At 70.8% G+C, this 16,335-nt stretch carries 17 protein-coding genes; 2 read left to right on the top strand and 15 right to left on the bottom strand.

Annotation, left to right across the window (positions count from 1 at the left end; all coding sequences use genetic code 11):
- Nucleotides 1-34 precede the first annotated feature (34 nt).
- The 3 genes from BKA18_RS28370 to BKA18_RS28360 are packed head-to-tail and all read right to left on the bottom strand — an operon-like array spanning nt 35 to nt 2,335.
- Nucleotides 35-898, bottom strand: coding sequence for an ABC transporter permease (locus tag BKA18_RS28370; RefSeq protein ID WP_366046613.1), 864 nt, complete (start codon nt 896-898; stop codon nt 35-37).
- Nucleotides 858-1,883, bottom strand: a complete 1,026-nt coding sequence (locus tag BKA18_RS28365) for an ATP-binding cassette domain-containing protein (RefSeq protein WP_366046612.1) — start codon at nt 1,881-1,883, stop codon at nt 858-860. Before BKA18_RS28365 ends, BKA18_RS28370 begins: the two co-directional genes overlap by 41 nt.
- Entirely contained in the window at nt 1,880-2,335 is a 456-nt protein-coding gene (locus BKA18_RS28360; RefSeq protein ID WP_006602566.1) for a MarR family winged helix-turn-helix transcriptional regulator, read from the bottom strand. The genes BKA18_RS28365 and BKA18_RS28360 overlap by 4 nt, the downstream gene beginning before the upstream one ends.
- Nucleotides 2,336-2,971: 636 nt before the next feature.
- Between BKA18_RS28360 and BKA18_RS28355 the strand changes: the two genes are divergently transcribed.
- Complete coding sequence (locus BKA18_RS28355; RefSeq protein WP_366046611.1) at nt 2,972-3,940, top strand: hypothetical protein; 969 nt, start codon at nt 2,972-2,974, stop codon at nt 3,938-3,940.
- A 121-nt stretch (nt 3,941-4,061) separates the two neighbouring features.
- Nucleotides 4,062-4,595, top strand: coding sequence for a hypothetical protein (locus BKA18_RS28350; RefSeq protein ID WP_366046610.1), 534 nt, complete (start codon nt 4,062-4,064; stop codon nt 4,593-4,595).
- A 94-nt stretch (nt 4,596-4,689) separates the two neighbouring features.
- Here the strand turns inward: BKA18_RS28350 and BKA18_RS28345 are convergent, their stop codons facing one another.
- The 12 genes from BKA18_RS28345 to BKA18_RS28290 all read right to left on the bottom strand — a co-directional run bounded on the left by BKA18_RS28345 (nt 4,690) and on the right by BKA18_RS28290 (nt 16,115).
- Nucleotides 4,690-5,364 carry a LuxR C-terminal-related transcriptional regulator gene (locus BKA18_RS28345; protein ID WP_366046609.1) on the bottom strand — a complete coding sequence of 225 codons (675 nt, stop codon included), beginning with the start codon at nt 5,362-5,364 and terminating at the stop codon, nt 4,690-4,692.
- A 353-nt stretch (nt 5,365-5,717) separates the two neighbouring features.
- The gene (locus tag BKA18_RS28340; RefSeq protein ID WP_093485771.1) at nt 5,718-6,095 is read right to left on the bottom strand and encodes a VOC family protein; all 378 of its coding nucleotides are present in this window, start codon (nt 6,093-6,095) and stop codon (nt 5,718-5,720) included.
- Between the two features lie 79 nt (nt 6,096-6,174).
- Complete coding sequence (locus BKA18_RS28335; protein ID WP_366046608.1) at nt 6,175-7,308, bottom strand: MFS transporter; 1,134 nt, start codon at nt 7,306-7,308, stop codon at nt 6,175-6,177.
- 162 nt (nt 7,309-7,470) lie between these two features.
- Nucleotides 7,471-8,250 carry an SDR family oxidoreductase gene (locus BKA18_RS28330; RefSeq protein WP_366046607.1) on the bottom strand — a complete coding sequence of 260 codons (780 nt, stop codon included), beginning with the start codon at nt 8,248-8,250 and terminating at the stop codon, nt 7,471-7,473.
- Nucleotides 8,251-8,299: 49 nt separating this feature from the next.
- Nucleotides 8,300-8,854: a phosphoribosyltransferase gene (locus BKA18_RS28325; protein WP_366046606.1), complete on the bottom strand. Its 555-nt coding sequence runs from the start codon at nt 8,852-8,854 to the stop codon at nt 8,300-8,302.
- Nucleotides 8,851-9,561, bottom strand: coding sequence for an HAD family hydrolase (locus BKA18_RS28320; protein ID WP_366046605.1), 711 nt, complete (start codon nt 9,559-9,561; stop codon nt 8,851-8,853). Before BKA18_RS28320 ends, BKA18_RS28325 begins: the two co-directional genes overlap by 4 nt.
- A gap of 3 nt (nt 9,562-9,564) precedes the next feature.
- Nucleotides 9,565-10,020: a nucleotide triphosphate diphosphatase NUDT15 gene (locus BKA18_RS28315; protein ID WP_366046604.1), complete on the bottom strand. Its 456-nt coding sequence runs from the start codon at nt 10,018-10,020 to the stop codon at nt 9,565-9,567.
- On the bottom strand, nt 10,013-11,347 hold the full coding sequence (locus BKA18_RS28310) for an FAD-binding protein (RefSeq protein ID WP_366046603.1): 1,335 nt from the start codon (nt 11,345-11,347) through the stop codon (nt 10,013-10,015). The genes BKA18_RS28315 and BKA18_RS28310 overlap by 8 nt, the downstream gene beginning before the upstream one ends.
- Before the next feature lie 14 nt (nt 11,348-11,361).
- Nucleotides 11,362-12,165 (bottom strand): hypothetical protein, encoded by an 804-nt coding sequence (locus BKA18_RS28305; protein WP_366046602.1) that lies wholly within the window; start codon nt 12,163-12,165, stop codon nt 11,362-11,364.
- Nucleotides 12,166-12,239: 74 nt separating this feature from the next.
- Nucleotides 12,240-14,063 (bottom strand): GMC family oxidoreductase, encoded by a 1,824-nt coding sequence (locus BKA18_RS28300; RefSeq protein ID WP_366046601.1) that lies wholly within the window; start codon nt 14,061-14,063, stop codon nt 12,240-12,242.
- 2 nt (nt 14,064-14,065) lie between these two features.
- A complete protein-coding gene (locus tag BKA18_RS28295) occupies nt 14,066-14,545 on the bottom strand; it encodes a hypothetical protein (protein WP_366046600.1) in 480 nt (159 codons plus the stop codon).
- Nucleotides 14,546-14,552: 7 nt separating this feature from the next.
- Entirely contained in the window at nt 14,553-16,115 is a 1,563-nt protein-coding gene (locus BKA18_RS28290) for a GMC oxidoreductase (protein ID WP_366046599.1), read from the bottom strand.
- Nucleotides 16,116-16,335: the final 220 nt, after the last annotated feature.

Raw genomic sequence — 16,335 nt, 5'->3', positions numbered from 1 at the left:
CTCGGGCGGCGGCCGCACCGGCGCCGCCCGGCGCTCAGCGCGCCAGGCGGCCCAGGAGGGACGCGGCGGCGGCGATGCCCAACGCGGCGGCGACCGTCAGGACGGTGAAGTCCAGGGCCAGATGGGCGTGGGTGCCCAGGAGAAGGCCGCGGAGGGCATCGACCTGGTAGCTCAGTGGGTTGACCTTGCTGACCGCCTGGAGCCAGCCGGGCATGACCGACAGCGGGTAGAGGGCGTTGGATGCGAAGAACAGCGGCATGGTGATGGCCTGGCCGACGCCCATCAGCCGGTCGCGGGTGAGCACGATCCCGGCGATCGACATGGACAGGCAGGAGAAGAAGGCCGAGCCGAGGACCACGGCGACGGCGACGGCGAGCAGCCGCAGCGGATTCCAGGTCATGGCCACACCGAGCAGCGCGGCGATCACGATCACCACGACGGCCTGGACCAGCGCCTTGACCCCGGCGGCGAAGGACTTGCCGGCGATCAGGGCGGCCCGCGGGGTCGGGGTGACCAGCAGCTTGGTGAGGATGCCGGCGTCCCGCTCCCAGATGATCATGATGCCGTAGAAGATCGCGACGAACATGGCCGACTGGGCGATGATGCCGGGCGCCAGGAAGTCGATGTACGGGGTGCCACCGGTCGGGATGGCCTTGATGTGGGTGAAGGTCTCACCGAAGATCAGGAGCCACAGGGCGGGCTGGACCGCGCGGGTGTACAGCTCGGTCCGGTCGTGGCGCAGCTTTTGCAGCTCGACCACGCACATCGCGACGACCCTGGCGGGCAGTACCTGCCAGCCGGCGCGGGCGCGCGGTGGGATCAGCAGCAGGTCCAGCCGGTCGGCGCCGGTGGCCGGCTCAGCCGACGCGGTGGGCGGTGCGGCGGGTGCTTCGGACATCGCGGAAGTCTCCAGACTGCTCGTCGAGGCCGCTGCCGGCGACGTCCCGGAAGACGTCCTCCAACGTCGGTGCGGCATCGGACGAGCGCGATGAGGCCGGTGCGGGGGAAGCGGCCGGTGCGGGGGTGGGGGTGCCCGGGGAGGGCGAGGCGGTCGGCGGGGCCGCCGTCCGGGCCGCGCGGCGGCGGGCGCTCAGCGCCGCCCGGAGCTCGTCCGGTGTGCCGAGGGCGCGGAGCCGGCCGTGGTGCATCAGCGCGACGCGGTCGCAGTACTGGTCGGCCTCGTCCATGTAGTGCGTGGTCACCAGGACGGTCATGCCGGTGGCGGCCCGTACCGCGTTGATGTGTTCCCAGACGCTGGTGCGGGCGATCGGGTCGAGGCCGATCGTCGGCTCGTCGAGCATCAGCAGACGGGGCGCGCTGACCAGCGCCTGGGCGAGTTCGAGGCGGCGGACCATCCCGCCGGAGTACGTATTGGCGAGCCGGCCCGCCGCATCGGTGAGGCCGACCGCCTCCAGCGCCTGGGTGACGCGTGCCGCCCGCTCACGGCGCGGGACGTCGAAGACCCGGGCGAAGAGCGCGACGTTCTCGCGGCCGGTCAGCCCGGCGTCCGCGGACAGCTGCTGCGGTACGTACCCCAGCAGCCGGCGCACCGCCATCCGCTCCTTGGCCGCATCGTGCCCGAAGACCCGCACCATGCCGGCCGGGACGGGCAGCAGGGTGGTGATGCAGCGGATCGCGGTGGTCTTCCCCGCGCCGTTCGGCCCGAGCAGCCCGAAGACCTCGCCGGGCCGGACGGACAGGTCGACGCCGTCCACGGCCCTGGTCTCACCGAAGGCATAGCGCAGACCACGGCAGGTCACCGCGTCGGGAGGGGACGCGGACCGGCCGGGGGCGTCCGGGGCCGGGGCACAGTGCGCGAAGGGCGCGCGCTCCGGCCCCGAACCCGTCAGCCGCCCCGGCCGTCCCTCGTCGTCGGTAGTCATGTGCCCTCCGCCTCCTCGTGCAGGTTGTGGGCGAGGAGGCGCAGCGCCGGGAGGGCCGCGGCCAGCGCCGCCCGGTCAGCCTCCGGCAGGCGCGCGAGCTGCTCGCTCACCAGGGCGCTGCGACGGGTCTCCCAGTCACGCAGCCGCGACCGGGCCTCGGGGGTGGGGTAGAGCAGGGCCGAGCGGCGGTCCTCGGGTGCGGTCTCCCGGCGCAGAAACCCGGCCCGGCTGAGCTGATTGACCAGGGTGGAGACCGAATTCCCGGCGAGACAGAGCTCCCTGGCCGCGGCCGACACCCGTATACCGGGCCGCTCCGCGACCAGCCGCAGCAGCTCCACCTCGGCGCCGCGCAGCGGTGGGGCGGTCAGCCCGGCCCGCAGCCGGCGCCGGATCAGCCGCTGGACACCGGCCAGCACCTCGGCGAGCGAGTCGGGGAACTCCCCTGCAGCCATGCCCCAATTTTAGCTCTGAGTGAGAGGTAGTGGCCGAGGCGCACGCGGGACGGGGCCTTGGACGGCCCGAACGGCCCAGCCGGGGTTCCGGCCGCCACCGGGCCCCGTGACCTGCCCGGACGGACGGCGGCACCCCGGCGGGCGTCTTTGGACGGGGTGGCGCCCGACGGCCCTGGGGGCGCGAACCCCGGCTGACGGTCCCGGCGGGGCCTCGCCACCCCGGCCCCCGGCGCAGCCGCCGTCGTCCGGTCGAGGAGGCGACGGAGCCGGTGTCCCCGCCGCTCCGGCATCCGCCGACGGCCGCACTGCACCCGCCACCGGGACGTCGCGCCGTACGGCCGCCCGCGGAAGAAGATCACTCACGCGCGGCGGGGCCGGGGACCCGGCAGACCCCCAGGTGACCGACGCACGGCTGCGGAAGCCCGAAATCCGCGGGGTCAGGACTCAACTACCGTCCGCACCAACGGCCTTGACAGCCCCTTGTGGGCGGAGAAGCCTGGCTCTTCCGGCGGTTGCCGGAAGTCGGGGGATACCGGGGGAATCGGGGGACTCATGAGGACGTACACGTCTGCGCGCGCGACGGGCGGGACACCGTCGGACAGGCACGGGAGACCGACGCACGACCAGGACCGCAGCGTGCCCGCACCGCTGCCGCGGCGGGGCCGCCGGGGGCGCACGGCCTACCGGGCGGCGAGCCTCGCCGCGGCGGCCCTCGCCCTCTCGCTGCCACTGTCGGCGTGTTCCTCGGACGGCGCGGGCGGGGCCTCGGCGGCCGACAGCTCGGCCCCGTCCCCCAGCCCGACACCGACCGTCGACCGCGCCGCCTACCGCCACACGCTGACCGGCGCCCTCGGACCGCTCGACAGCGCACTGCGCGCGGTGGACAGCGCCCACGAGGGCCGTGCGCTGAACACCGCGCTGGACACGGCGTCGTCCCGCGCGGACGCGGCCGCGGACGCCCTGCAGATGACCACGACACCGGACGACGCCTCGCCCGGCAACAGCCAACTCGTCTCCGCACTGAGGGCGTTGGGGCAGGACCTCAAGAGCGCCGGCAGCGCCGGAGGCGGCCGCTGCGCCACCTCCCCGCGTGTCGCCCTCGGCAGCGCGCAGAGCCCGCAGAGCGTCCGGGCCGCCGGGCGTGCGCTCACCGCCCTCGGCTACGACACGACCCTGCACCTGCCGCGTACGCAACCGGCCCAGCACCGGCGGCTCACCAACGGCACCCTCGTCCGCGACGGCGGCCGGGGCGGTCTGGGACGGCTGACCGTCAAGAACGGCACGGCCCGCGATGCGGTGGTGACCCTGACCCGCGGGAAGCGCACCGCCTTCTCCCTGTATGTGCGCCACGGGTCGGACGCGACCGTACGGAGCGTCAACAGCGGCTCGTACACGGTGTACTTCACCACCGGCGAGGACTGGAACGGCTCGAAGAGCTCCTTCACCCGCGAGTGCAGCTTCGAGAAGTTCGACGACCACGCGAACTTCAAGACGGTGCGGGTGACCGGCGGGACGCAGTACACGGTGCTGACCTTCACCCTGAACAAGGTCTTCGGCGGCAATGCGCGCACGAGCACGGTGCCGGCGGCCGAATTCCCTTCGTAGCAAGCCCACATGCCCGTTGTGGCGGAGGAAACGGAGATCCTCGGTTCACCGTCGCCGGGCCCGCGGGCAGCCGCGGACCCGGCGACCGGGGTTCCCCCACGACTCGGTAACGTGACTCCCTGTGGGCGACAGCACGGTGTGGACTCTGGCGATCGCGGCGATGACCGGCGGTACGGCGGTGCTCGCCAGCTGGGTGACCGGCCGCGGCAGCACCCAGGCCGCCAGGATCCAGGCCGAGACCGCCGCCCGTTCCCAGCGGGCCGAGCGGCTGCGGGAGAGCCGACGCACGGCCTACCTGGATCTCATCGAACAGACCCACCACATCGGCGAGTTGTTCTGGGAGATCTCCGCGGCCCTGCGGCTGCCCGATTCCCCGGACCGTACCGCCGCCCTCGGCGAGCTGCGGGAGCGGGAGGTCGCCGAGTACGCCAAGATCCGGCGCTGCGCGCGCGTCGTCGACCTGGAGGGCCCGCCCGCGGCGGCCGCCGCGGCGCTCGCCCTCCAACGGGCGACCCGCCCCTTCTATGCGGCCATGACGGCAGACCTGTCCGACGAGGCCGACGGCCGCCACGACTTCGATGCCGCCTTCCGCCCGTTCTGGGCAGCGCTGGAGGACTTCGTCGAGGCGGCGCGCGCGGCCCATCAGCAGGAGTGAGCAACCGACTCCTCGGCGAGTTGGCCGGACTTCAACGCCTCAACAAGGGCAGGAGGGAAAGACGCTCGACCAGAGACGCCGGGCTCCGGTGTCGTCACGCCGAGCGGGGCTGCGCATCCCCCGTCCCCCCGAAACCGGCCTGGAGAGCCGCGACGACGGCTTCGGAGCGGTGGGAGACGCCCAGCTTCCCCATGACATTGGCGACGTAGTTGCGCACTGTCTTGTCGCTCAGGAAGAGGCGGTCCGCGATTTGCCGGTTACTGGCGCCGGACGCAATCAATTCGACGACATCCAGCTCCCGCGGGGTCAGATGCCCCACGGTGCGGGCCGCCTCCTCCACGTGGCAGTCCCCGGCCGACGGCCGCCGCTCGTAGTCGGCCACGACCTGGTCCACGAGCGGCTTGCTGACCACGACCCCGCCCGCCGCGACGATATGGATCGCGTGCAGGATCTCGTCCACGGCCGCGGTCTTCAGGACATAGCCGCGGGCTCCGGCGGCGAGCGCCGAGATGAGGCGGGCACTGTCCGCACGTGCCCCCACCAAGAGCACTCGGGCACAGCCTTCTTCGCCGTAGGCGTTCTTGATGAGTTCGCTTTCCGTCATCTCCGGAAGGTCGCCGTCGACGATGACGACATCCGGTACGGCGCTCCCGCCGACGGAGGCCCAGCCTGCGTCCAGGGAGTCGGCCTCACCGACGAGTTCGATGTCCGCACTGCTCAGAATCGAGGTACGAAGCCCGATCCGGAAGAAAGGGTGACTGTCTATCACCAGCACACGGACGGGGCATAACTCACCAGATGCTCGCTGCACTACGGACAACATTCATTCCCCCATTCACGACGCATTCACGACGCATTTATGCCAGAGCGTGGGGCCTTGACAAGGACGACCAGGTCACGCGGTGGAGGGGACAGTTTATCCGCAGCGCGCAAGAGGAACCCGAGGTAATGGATCAGAACGCGCCAAGCCAGCCGGAATGCAGGGAAGGAAAAGAACCGTCGGACAGGAGCGGGGTGATGCCGTAGCAGCACCCCGCTGGGAAGTTTCCTTTTTTACCATTCAGGCGCGCAGAAGGCGCGGGGGCGGGCACATCTCTTCCGCCCCCGCACACACGCCGCGGATCAGTCCGTCAGCCTGTCGTACAGCACATAGGTGTTGCCGTCCTGATCGGCGAACTCTCCCATCCACGAACCCCAGGACTGTTCGGCCGGAAATTCGGTGAAGCGCACACCCCGCGCGATCAGTTCCTCGGCGGTGGCGCGCACGTCGGTGCTGCCGAACTGGATGCCGGTGTCCACGCCCGCGCGATGCTCGTCATCGGCGGGCCGCAGGCTTAAGGACAGGCTGTCGCCGGGAGGCGCGACGGTCACCCAGCGGTCCTTTTCCCCGAAGGGGTGGTCGGCGCGCTTTTCCATCCCGAGGGACTCGGTGTAGAAGCTGATCGCCGACTCGACATCGGTGACATAGACCTTCACCGACTGCGTGCGTTCCAGTGCCATCGTGGTGCTCCAAAAAGTGTGAAGGGGGCAGGTGTGGGTTGTGGGTCGGGTGGTGGATTCCGGTGGTGGGCCGCCGGGCCTAGGCAGGCGCCGGGTCGGTCGGCTCGTCGGCGGCGGCCGGCGGGCGGACCTTCAGCAGGCTCAGCAGCAGGGCGACGGCGGCGAACGCCGCTCCGGCCGGGCCCAGCCAGGCCGGCAGGTCGACGGCCAGCAGGCGCGCACCGACCACGGAGCCGACGGCTGTCCCGGCGTAGATCGCCGCCTCCACCCAGCCCAGCGCCACCGCGGGGGCATCCGGCACGAGCGACATGAGCCGGTGCTGCTGCGGGACCGTGACCAGCCACCCCGAGGCGGACCAGACCGGGACCAGCACCGCCATGGCGAGCAGACTGTGCCGGCCGAACAGCATCAGCACCGCGATCAGGCCGTTGATCAGCAACCCGACCCGCAGCACCACCAGCGGCCGGAACCGGTCCGTGAGCCGGCCCGCCAGCGCGTTGCCGGCCACCCCCGCGACGCCGTAGAGCAGAAGCAGCAGGGGGAACTGGGCCTCGGTGACGCCCGGCGAGGACGCGGCCGGCAAGTAGGTGTAGATCGTGAAGATCGCCGCCAGTTGGCCGACCGTGACGCCGAGCACCGGCAGCATCCCGGGGCGGGCCAGCACCGCGAACCGTGCCTTGGCCTTGGCGCCGCCCAGAGGCTGAGCCGGCACCCGCGCCGCGCCCGCGCAAGCCACCAGCCCGAACACGGCGACCAGCCAGAGGGTGGCGCGCCACCCGAGCCAGTCACCGACGAGCGCGCCGAGCGGCGCGCCGAGCACGGTGGACACGGTCAGGCCGCCGGTGACCATCGCCAGGGCACGCCCCCGTCGCTCGGGGCTCACCATGCCGCTCGCCGCCGCGCCCGCGGTGGCGATGTAGGTCGCCGCGCCGGCCGCCGCGATGACGCGTCCCGCCGCCACGACCGCCAAGGCGGGGCCCACCGCCTGCAGCACCATGCCGACGGTGAACACCAGCTGGGACAGCACCAGGATGCGCCGCTGGCCCCAGCCCGCGGTCAGTGCCGTCAGCAGGGGTGCCGCGATCGCGTAGCTGACCGCGAACACCGTCACCAACAGCCCGGCCGACGGGACCGAGGTATGCAGATCACGTGCAATCGAAGGCAGCAGCCCGGCGATGACGAACGCATCGGTCCCGATGGCGAACGTGCCCACGGCGAGTAGTAACGGCGCGCCGCCGAGGCGCGCCGACTGCTCCGCGACCGCCGTGTCACTTCGATCACGGAGTCGACTTTCGGATGACAAAAGGATGCCTCTCTCTCCATGAGTGGGGTCTTGGGGAGGGTCTTCTCCTGAGTGGGGATCAGGACGGATCGGTTATACCTGGGTCGTCGGGCCGACCACGATCTGCGAATAGTTCACATGGCTTGGTTGGCACGTCGTGAAGGCGACGGCCGCCGCGATGTCCTCGGGAGCAAGTACGGGCATGCTGCGGGTGAGGCCCGTCAGGAGTTCGTACGACTCCGGATGTGTGATGTGTTCTGTCAACTCGGTTTTGACCAGGCCTGGTTCGATATTCGTGACGCGTACCTGCCGAGGTCCGAGCTCGGTGCGCAGTGTGTGCGAGAGATGAGTGACGGCTGCTTTGGTCGCGCAGTACACCGCGAAATTCGGGAAACCCCGGTGCGCGGCATCGGACGAGATGTTGACCAAATCGGCCTGGTCACCGCGCTCAGCTGCGGCAATCAGATCCGGCACGAAGGCCCGGACGACCCGGAGCACGCCGGCGAGGTTGAGGTCGATCATCCGGGACCACTCGTCCTCCTGGCCCTCGGTGACCGGCGAGGGCAGCATGACGCCGGCGTTGTTCACCACCAGGTCCACCTGCCCCAGGTCGGCCGCGACCCGTTCGGCGGCCACGGCCACCGAGTCCGGATCGGTCAGGTCGGCCACGGCCACGACGGCCCGGCCCCCGTCCGCGGCGATCTGGCCGGCCAGGGCGGCCAGTTGCTCCTCCCGCCGGGCCAGGAGCGCCACCCGCGCTCCCCGCACGGCCAGCAGGCGGGCGGCGGCCGCGCCAATTCCCGAGGAGGCGCCGGTGACGACGGCGGTGCGTCCCCGTAACGGGAGAGTGTTGTCGGTCTTGGGCTGCGACACAGTGATCCTCCTGAGGTCGGGCGCCGGGTGAAGGCGAGGCGTTGTGCGACTACGCGGCGATGGCCGGTAGTTGGTACTCGTGGATGTCGGGGAGATTGCGGTGCCGGTCGGCGTAGTCGATGCCGTAGCCGGCGACCCAGGTGGCGGACGGCACCTCGAATCCGACATAGCGGGGTACCGGCCGGTTCTCGATCTGGTCTTCCTTGTGCATCCGCATGAGCACACAGCTCTCGATGGACGCCGGGCCGAAAGCCGCGAGGTGGTCGCGCAGCCAGGCCAGGGTCAGCCCGGAGTCGATCAGATCCTCGACGAGCAGTACATGCCGGCCGCGCAGATCGGCGTCCAGATCGACACCCTTGCGCCGGACCTCCCCGGCGACCGCACCGTCCGCGTACGTGGACAGTCGTATCCACTCCAGCGACACCGGGAGCCGGACGGCCCGCGCGAGGTCCGCCGCGAACATCGCGCCGCCTTTGAGCACCCCGATGAGGGTCAGCTCCTTGCCGGCATAGTCACGGGTGATGCGCGCGCCCAGCTCCTGCACCCGGGAGCGGATCTGGGCCGAGGTGAACAGGACGTCACCGAGTTTGCCGTCGGTCTTCATGTGGTCTCTCCAAGTCGGTCGGGCCCGGCGGGGTGGGACCGCTGTTCCCGTCGGTCGGCCGGCACGGGGACCGCCGCGAGTCGGCCCAGGATCCGGCGCACCTCGGCATAGGGGACCCGCAGATCACCTCCGACGTAGTCGACGGTGGCATGTGCGCGAAGGGGCGCGGTCGCGTTGACGGCGACGGTGTGCCGGGCGACCTGGAACAGCGGCAGGTCGGAGTGGGAATCGCCGTAGGCGACGACCGCTTCCCCCACCCCGTGGCGCTGTTGCAGCGCCGCGCACAGCCGCGGTTTGTCGGCCGGCGTCAGGATGCCGTCCTCCGCCAGGGGCCCGCGAAACGGCGGGGGCGGGAACACGGAGGCGAATACCTCCATGCCCCACCGCGCGAAGTGCCGCGCGAAGAAGTCCGGCGACATGGTGATCAGCACGGCGTGCTCACCGCGTTCCGCGATGTCGCACAGCACCTCGCGGATGCCGGTGAGTTTGGGAGCCGCGTCGAAGACCTCGGCCACCACCTCGGCGGTCAGCTCCGGCATGAGTTCCAGCAGGGCACGGGCGAAGTCCACGGTGCTCCCGCCGGCCGCGAAGGACGCCTCCAGGTCGTGCAGCCGGCGCTCACAGCCGAGGTGCCGGGCGAGCTCCAGGGATGCCGTGGTGCCGGGGAGCAACGTGCCGTCCATGTCGAAGACGTGGAGTACGGACATCCGTCATTCCCCGACCCGGCCCAGGCGGTACGCGTGGCAGTCCGAAGGCTGGGCACCGGCGCGCACCGCGAGCAGTTGACGGCTGGCGGGGAACAGCTCCGCGGGCAGGGCGTCCGCGGCGAACCACTCCCACCGGCTGAAGTTGTGCGGCTCGGTGACGACCGGGCGCCGTTCGCCGGCGTCCGCCCGGACTCCCGCGGTCAGCCAGGTCGTGCCGTGCACGTCCCCCAACAGCAGGGCGAACAGGGCGAACCGCGGCGGGTCGAGGTCGATCCCGGTCTCCTCGTGGAGCTCCCGGCGGGCCGCCCGCTCGAACGACTCCCCCGGCTCCACCCGGCCGCCGGGCAGGCACCACGACTCGGGCTCGCCGGCCTTGATGCGTCTGCCCAGCAGGATGTCCCCGGCGGTGTTGCACACCACCACCCCGACTCCGAGCTTCGGCCCCACGTCGCTAGGCACCGACCGTCTCCTTGCTGACATCGAGTTCGTGCACCAGCGCGCTCGCCGCGTACCAGCCGCTGATCATCGCGGCGACGATGCCCCGGAACAGGCCGCAGGCGTCACCGGCCACGTACATCGGCCACTCGGCCATCCGCAGATCGCCGTTGACCTTCGGGTACCAGCCGACGCCCTCCAGGGTCGGGCCGATCAGCTCGGTGCGCGCGCCCGCGATGCCGGGGAACTTCTCCCCGAGCCGTTCGAGGCCCTCCCTCATCAGGGCGCTGACTTCCACGCCGTAGGCGCGGTGCAGCGCCTCGGACGCCTCGGGGCGGCCGCTGAGGAATTCCTTCAGCGGCACCCGGAACCACGAGGTGGAATCCGCCAGGGCCGCCTCGATGTGCGGCATGGCGCGCCGGGCGATGTCCTCGTCCAGGACCCGGGTGTTGAAACCTATGTTGGACCGGCCGGTCGGCGGGCAGTCCGCCCGCCCGGACACCGTCCACATGCCCGAGGTCTCGGTCAGAACGGCCTCGCCCTGCCGGCAGGCGCAGAAGGTACGCCACTCGACGGCGCCGTCCTCGCGGCGCAGCCGCAGCTTGGGATCGAGCTGCTTCATGGCACCGAAGAACGACTCCTCGGCGGGCTGCTCGATGCGGAAGCCGACCTCCAGCCGGCGCCAGGAACGCTCCCGCACCCGGTCGACGAGTCCCAGCGGGCCGAACCGGCCGGTGGCCACGAGCACCCGTCGCGCGCGGATCCGCTGGTCCCCGTCGGGGCCGGCCACGTCCACCAGGAAGGTGCCCTCGCCGTGGTGGTACACCAGGCCCGCGACCCGGGTACGGGGCAGGACGTCGACCTCCAGTTTGTCCACGAGCCCCTGGGTCAGCTCCAGCCGTGCCGGCAAGGAGAGGTAGTCGCTCGGATATTCCTTGAGCACCCACTCCCCCGAGCCGATGGAGTAGGCACTCGGGTCGTCCGGGAACGGCGGGGTGTCCAGGCCGGCCGCGCCCAGGACCTCACACGTCCAGTCGAAGCCGGCCCGCAGATCCGGGTAGCGGCGTAAGGACCACAGCTCGCTGGCGGAGGGGAAGAAGGAGAACTTTCCGTCGGAGAACAGGCCGGCGCCGCCGTATCCCTGGCTCATGTCCTCGGGCGCGTCCCGGTCGCGGTCGGTCACCGGCTTTCCGGCGTCCACCACGAGGGTCGAATAGCGTTCCGCGCTCAGGCGGTTCGCGGCCGCCAGCCCCGCCGGACCGGCCCCGACGACGAGTATGTCGACGGCGATCTCGCCATTTCCCTGACCATTCCCCGCCAGGGGCGTACCTGAAGTGCTGTGTGCGGGCATTCCGATGACCTCTTTCAGACGTAGTAGGCGCGGCTTTGTACCGCTGCCGGGGCCGAGCGGAAGGTGAACACGGATGCCGGTTCGGCATCCGCCAGCATTTCCTGCATGTCCGTGCTCATCGGATGGTTGCTCTCACCGAAGGTGAGCCGGACCCGGTCGGCCCGGCCGGGGCCGAGGAGATGGACATTCAGCGGGGAGAGGATGTTCCAGCGGGCGCCGATCGGCACTCCGTCGACCACTCCGTACTCCGTGACCGGGGAAAAGCTGGCCGGAATCGGGGTGAGGCCGCTCAGGTCGACGACGCAGGTGAAGAGGGCGGCTTCGGCGTCCTCGGGGTCGTGGCAGCGGAACATCCAGGTCTCCGGCCCCGGGGCGTTCGGCGTGGGAAGTTCCGCGGTGAAGGTGGTGCGGAACTTCGGCTCACCGAAGAGGGTTTCCCCGGCCGCGATGGCGAGTTCGTTGTCGCACGGTACGTGCAGCCGGAAGTTCCCCAGGTGCCGGCTCTGCTCGTCACCGAGCGCATACTGCTCGAAGGTGACATCGGGCACCTGGCCGCGGCGGGAATCGGGGTGGCAGATGACGTTGTACTCCACCTCCTGCGTGATCGAGGCACCCTGCCGGAACTGCCCCACATAGAGCTGGTAGTTGAAGGAGACGCAGGCGGCGCCGTCGAAAGCGGCCGCCGTGAAGCCGGTGCCTTCCAGCCGCTTCGCACAACGGTCGTAGTCCACCAGGTAGTTCACCCCGCAGTTCAGCAGGGCACTGTAATAAAAGGGCAGGGAGAGACCTTCGGGTATCTCCGGGAACGGCGTGGTCATGACGAAGTTGCTCCTTGACTCGGGGAGGGCCGCAAAGGACCCGGGAAACGGCCGCGGAACTGAGGCGATTCAGGTCACAGCGACCGGATGATTTCGTCGGCCGTGCGATAGGCCATGGCAGCCATGGTCAGCGTCGGATTGGCCGCGCCCATGGTGGGCATGGAGCCGCAGCCGACGATGAAGAGATTCGGGTGGTCCCAGGACCGCTGCCGGTCGTCCACCACGGAATTGTGCTTGCTGGTGCCCATGATGTGCGTTCCCGCGCCATGCCCGGCACCGAAATACGTGAACTCCTCAGCACCGTGGTGCACATGCGTGGGAAGAGCGGAGTTCACCTCGGAGTGGTCCTCCGCACCGACGGCGTCAAAAATCCACCGGGCGAGCTCACGGGCCTCCGACATTCCGGCCCGGACATAGTCGTCCACGTCGTAGTGGATGACCGGGCGGAAGTTGCCCATTTGGTCGCGGTGGGCCGGATCGATGGTGACCCGGTTGGACTCGCTCGGCATCTGGTCGAGCATGAACTGGAGCTGGAACTGCCGCGGCAGATCACGCGCCAGCCGGGCGCGCAGATCGCGCCCGAACAGCCCTAGTTCGTCCATCAGCGGCGCCAGATGACCGGCGGGTGCGCCGGAGGACCAGGCCCATCCCCAGTTGCCGATCTCCACCCGGTAGCCGGCGCGGCGCGCGCGGGCCGGCCCGGTGCGGAACACCTCGATGCCGGAGGTGACGCCCGGCCCGCGGAAGGCCCCGACCGGATCGGCGGCGAGCGCTCGGGTGATCAGGGTGGGGTGGTCCATGAGGTTCTTGCCGACCAGCCCGCTGGAGCTCTCGATGCCCGATGCCAGCAGCACCTTGGCGTTCTCGATGGCGTGCGCGGCGAGCACCACGATGTCCGCGGTGACCAGGTGGGTGGTGTGCTCCGGCGAGCCGGAGTCCTGATAGCGCTGGTACTTCACCCCGCTGATCCGGCCCGAGGCGGGGTCGACCAGCAGCTCGCTCACCACTGCCCGGGTCAGCACGGTGGTGTGCGACAGGTCCGCCGTGTCCAGCGTCTTCAGCGCCGTGTACTTCGCCTGGCTCGGGCAGATCGGCATACAGCTGGCGCTGCCCACACACCGCAGCCCGTGCTCCGGATCGCCCGCCGCGCCCACCGGGCGGTAGCCGCGCCCCCCGTCGTAGGCGGGGTTGGGCACGCTGTTGCGCGCCTGCGGCATGGAGCGGACCTGGAGGGTGTACTCCTGTCCGCCGAGGCTGAGCGCCTTGCCGTTCAGCTGCCGTGCCATGACCCGGTCGAGGTGGCTGGGCGGGATGCGGTACATCGGATAGGCGTAGTCCTCGGGGAACCACATACCGCCGTACGCCTGCTCACCGGCGTTGGCCGACACGCCCATTTCCCGCTCGGCACGCGCGTAATACGGCACCAACTCGTCATAGCCGATCGGCCAGTCCAGGCCATGGTCGAACAGCGTTCTGGTCCGGAAGTCCTCGGGCGGCATCCGCAGACAGGTGCCGAGCCAGTACATCGAGGCGCCGCCCTGGACCCGCGCGTAGTCACTGGCGTACGGCCGCGGCCCGCGCTGGACGAAGTACCCGGGAGCGCCGTGGGGGCCGGCGGCGAGGTCGCCGACATCGGGGTAGGGCGCGTTCGGATTGCGGCGATAGGCCGAGTTGAGGGTCTTCACGGGCGCGCTGTGGAAGGCGCGTACCGCGTCCCGGTAGCCGTCCGTCGTGCTCGCTTCGTTCGTGCCGGCCTCCAGCACCAGCACGCGTTTGTGGTGCGCGCCCAGGGCCTTGGCCAGGATCGCGCCGTTGATGCCGCTTCCGACGATGACCACGTCGTGGTGGTCCGCCCGCTGGTTTTCGGCAACTCCGCGGCTGCTCACAGTGTCCTCCATGGTCATGCACTCCACTCGTGCTGCGGAGCCCGGGCCCAGCTGCCGAAACCCGGTGCCTGGGCGCCTCGGGGCGGTGCTCCCGCCGTACGCCAGATGAGGCTTCGGGCGTAGGAGTCCGGGGCCGGGACGAAAGTCGCGTCGGCGCTGCGCCGAGCGCTGCCGTACCGCTCGTGCCAGGCATCCGGCAGCGCCTGCCAGATGCCGACGTACCAGAGCCGGACGAGATTGCGGGCCAGCGGCCCGTGTTCCGGGTCGCCCATCACCTGGCGGTCGAGCGCTTCGTGGAGCAGCTCGGGGTCCGCCTCGGCGCTCTGTTCCGCGGCGGTGAACCGGCCGAGCAGTCGGCCGACGGCCTCGCCGCCGGCCCGGTCCACCATGACCCAGTGGTAGGCCTCGGCGAGTCCGGTGCCGGTCAGGTCGCTCTCGGTGAATCCGGTGAGAGCGGAGGACAGGCGCAAAAAGGTCGGGTCCATCGTGTGCATCGGCTGATCACGCCCTCCGGCTGAGGTGACGGGCCAGCCTGCGGGCCATCGCCACCATGGTCAGGGTCGGGTTCCAGGAGCCGCCCGTGGGGAACACGGCGGAGGTGGAGAGGTAGACGTTGTCGACGGCGTGCAGCCGGCCGGTGAGGTCGGTGACCGACTCCTCGGCGTCGTGGCCCATCCACAACGTTCCGCACTCGTGCATCAGGAACGTCTGGCGGTGCTCGACCGGCCCCTTGGTGGTCCAGCACCGTTCGCCCGGCGACCAGAACTCCACCGGCGCGCCCTGCGCGAGCGTGCCGACGAGTTCCGTCATGGCGTCGTCCATGGCGTCCCACATCCGGGCGTCCTCGGCATCCAGATGGGTGGTGACCAGGGTCTCGCCGGATTCGTCGAGCCGGACCCGGCCGGGCGCCCGCGGACCGCGCTCGCCCGCGACCTCACCGATGCCGTGCATGAACAGCACCACATGGTCGTCGTCACAGAGCTGCTGGAGCGCGTCGGCACGGAAGATGTCCGGCACCAGCCGGTAGATGTCCTCGACGTCCCGCGCGCTGTCGGACGTGGCGCTGGCGTTGATGTCGACGTGGAACTGCCGCGTCTTGGTGGCACCGTCGAGGTAGAAAGCAGCGGCCTGGTAGCTGCTCGGCAGCGTGGGGAAGGCCGCCCGCGGCACCCGGCAGGTGAACCACGTCCCCACATGTCCGTTGAGATTGCGTCCGGCGAGCGGGATACGGGAGCCGGGGAACGACGACAGGACCACCTTGGTCGTCTCGACGGTGCCGTGGGCCAGCACCACCGCGGCGTCTTCGAGACCGCGCAGGGTGCCCTGGGTGGTCTCGGCCGCCGTGGCCCGCCCGTTCTCCTCGTACAGCCGCAGCACCTCGCACTCGGTCACCACCGTGAGCCGCTCGGGATACCGCCGCAGCAGGTCCAGCAGCATCGGCACCGGGCTGAAGCGCCGATAGCCGGCCGAGGAGGCGCCCGGGCCGGCGGCCAGCGGCGCGTCCAGGCCGTGCGGGGCGTCCGGGACCCTCAGGTCCGCGATGGTGCCGAGGCCCTGGAAGAGTCGCTCGCCGGCCTGCCGGTGCAAGGAGGTGGCCTCGTGCCCGCAGAACGCCCCGGAGCGCACACCGAGCAGCTCGCGGGCCCCCTCCCACTCCTCCTCCAGACCGGCGACGACCTCGTCCGGCCAGTCCCGCAGGTGCTCAGGGCTGGGCTGCGGCGTCCAGGTGCTCCAGAACAGCGCCCGGCCACCGACGTAGGGGACCTGCGGGGCCAGGGACAGATCGCCCTCCACCCGCCACGGCGAGGCCTGCGCACGGTTGATGAGGGAGTGATACGTGGACGGCAGATTCTGCACATGGTCGGGCAGCAGGAAGGGGCCCTGCTCCAGCACGAGAACCCGCGCCCCGGGGTCGCGGGCGAGCAGTTCGGACGCCATGACCGTGCCCACCAGACCACCACCGACGACGAGATGGTCGAAGGAGCCGCGGTCGACGTCCTCAAGCGTCGAGAAGCAGTAGCTCTCCAGCCGTGGAGAGCCAGGTGAATCGCGCCGTGCTGACATCAAGGGGTGCTCCATGAAAGTGAGAAGGGGTTCACCGTCGCGGTCATGACGGGATCTCCGGCCGGTGGCGACCGGAGAGGAAAAGTCCTGGGTGCTGTGCGCGGCAGGGGCGGCGGACACGGGTGGGGCCCGAGACCCGGGTTACGGGGACACAGGACCCGGCAGCTCCGGATCAGCTGCCGTCTCCGGATCAACTGCCGTCGTCCGGTCCTGCCGTCTC

Origin of the sequence: Streptomyces auratus (genome assembly GCF_050433025.1) — a bacterium.
Lineage (GTDB): Bacteria > Actinomycetota > Actinomycetes > Streptomycetales > Streptomycetaceae > Streptomyces > Streptomyces sioyaensis.
The sequence above is the reverse complement of the archived record's forward strand: the minus strand, read 5'-3'. Positions and strand labels throughout refer to the sequence as shown.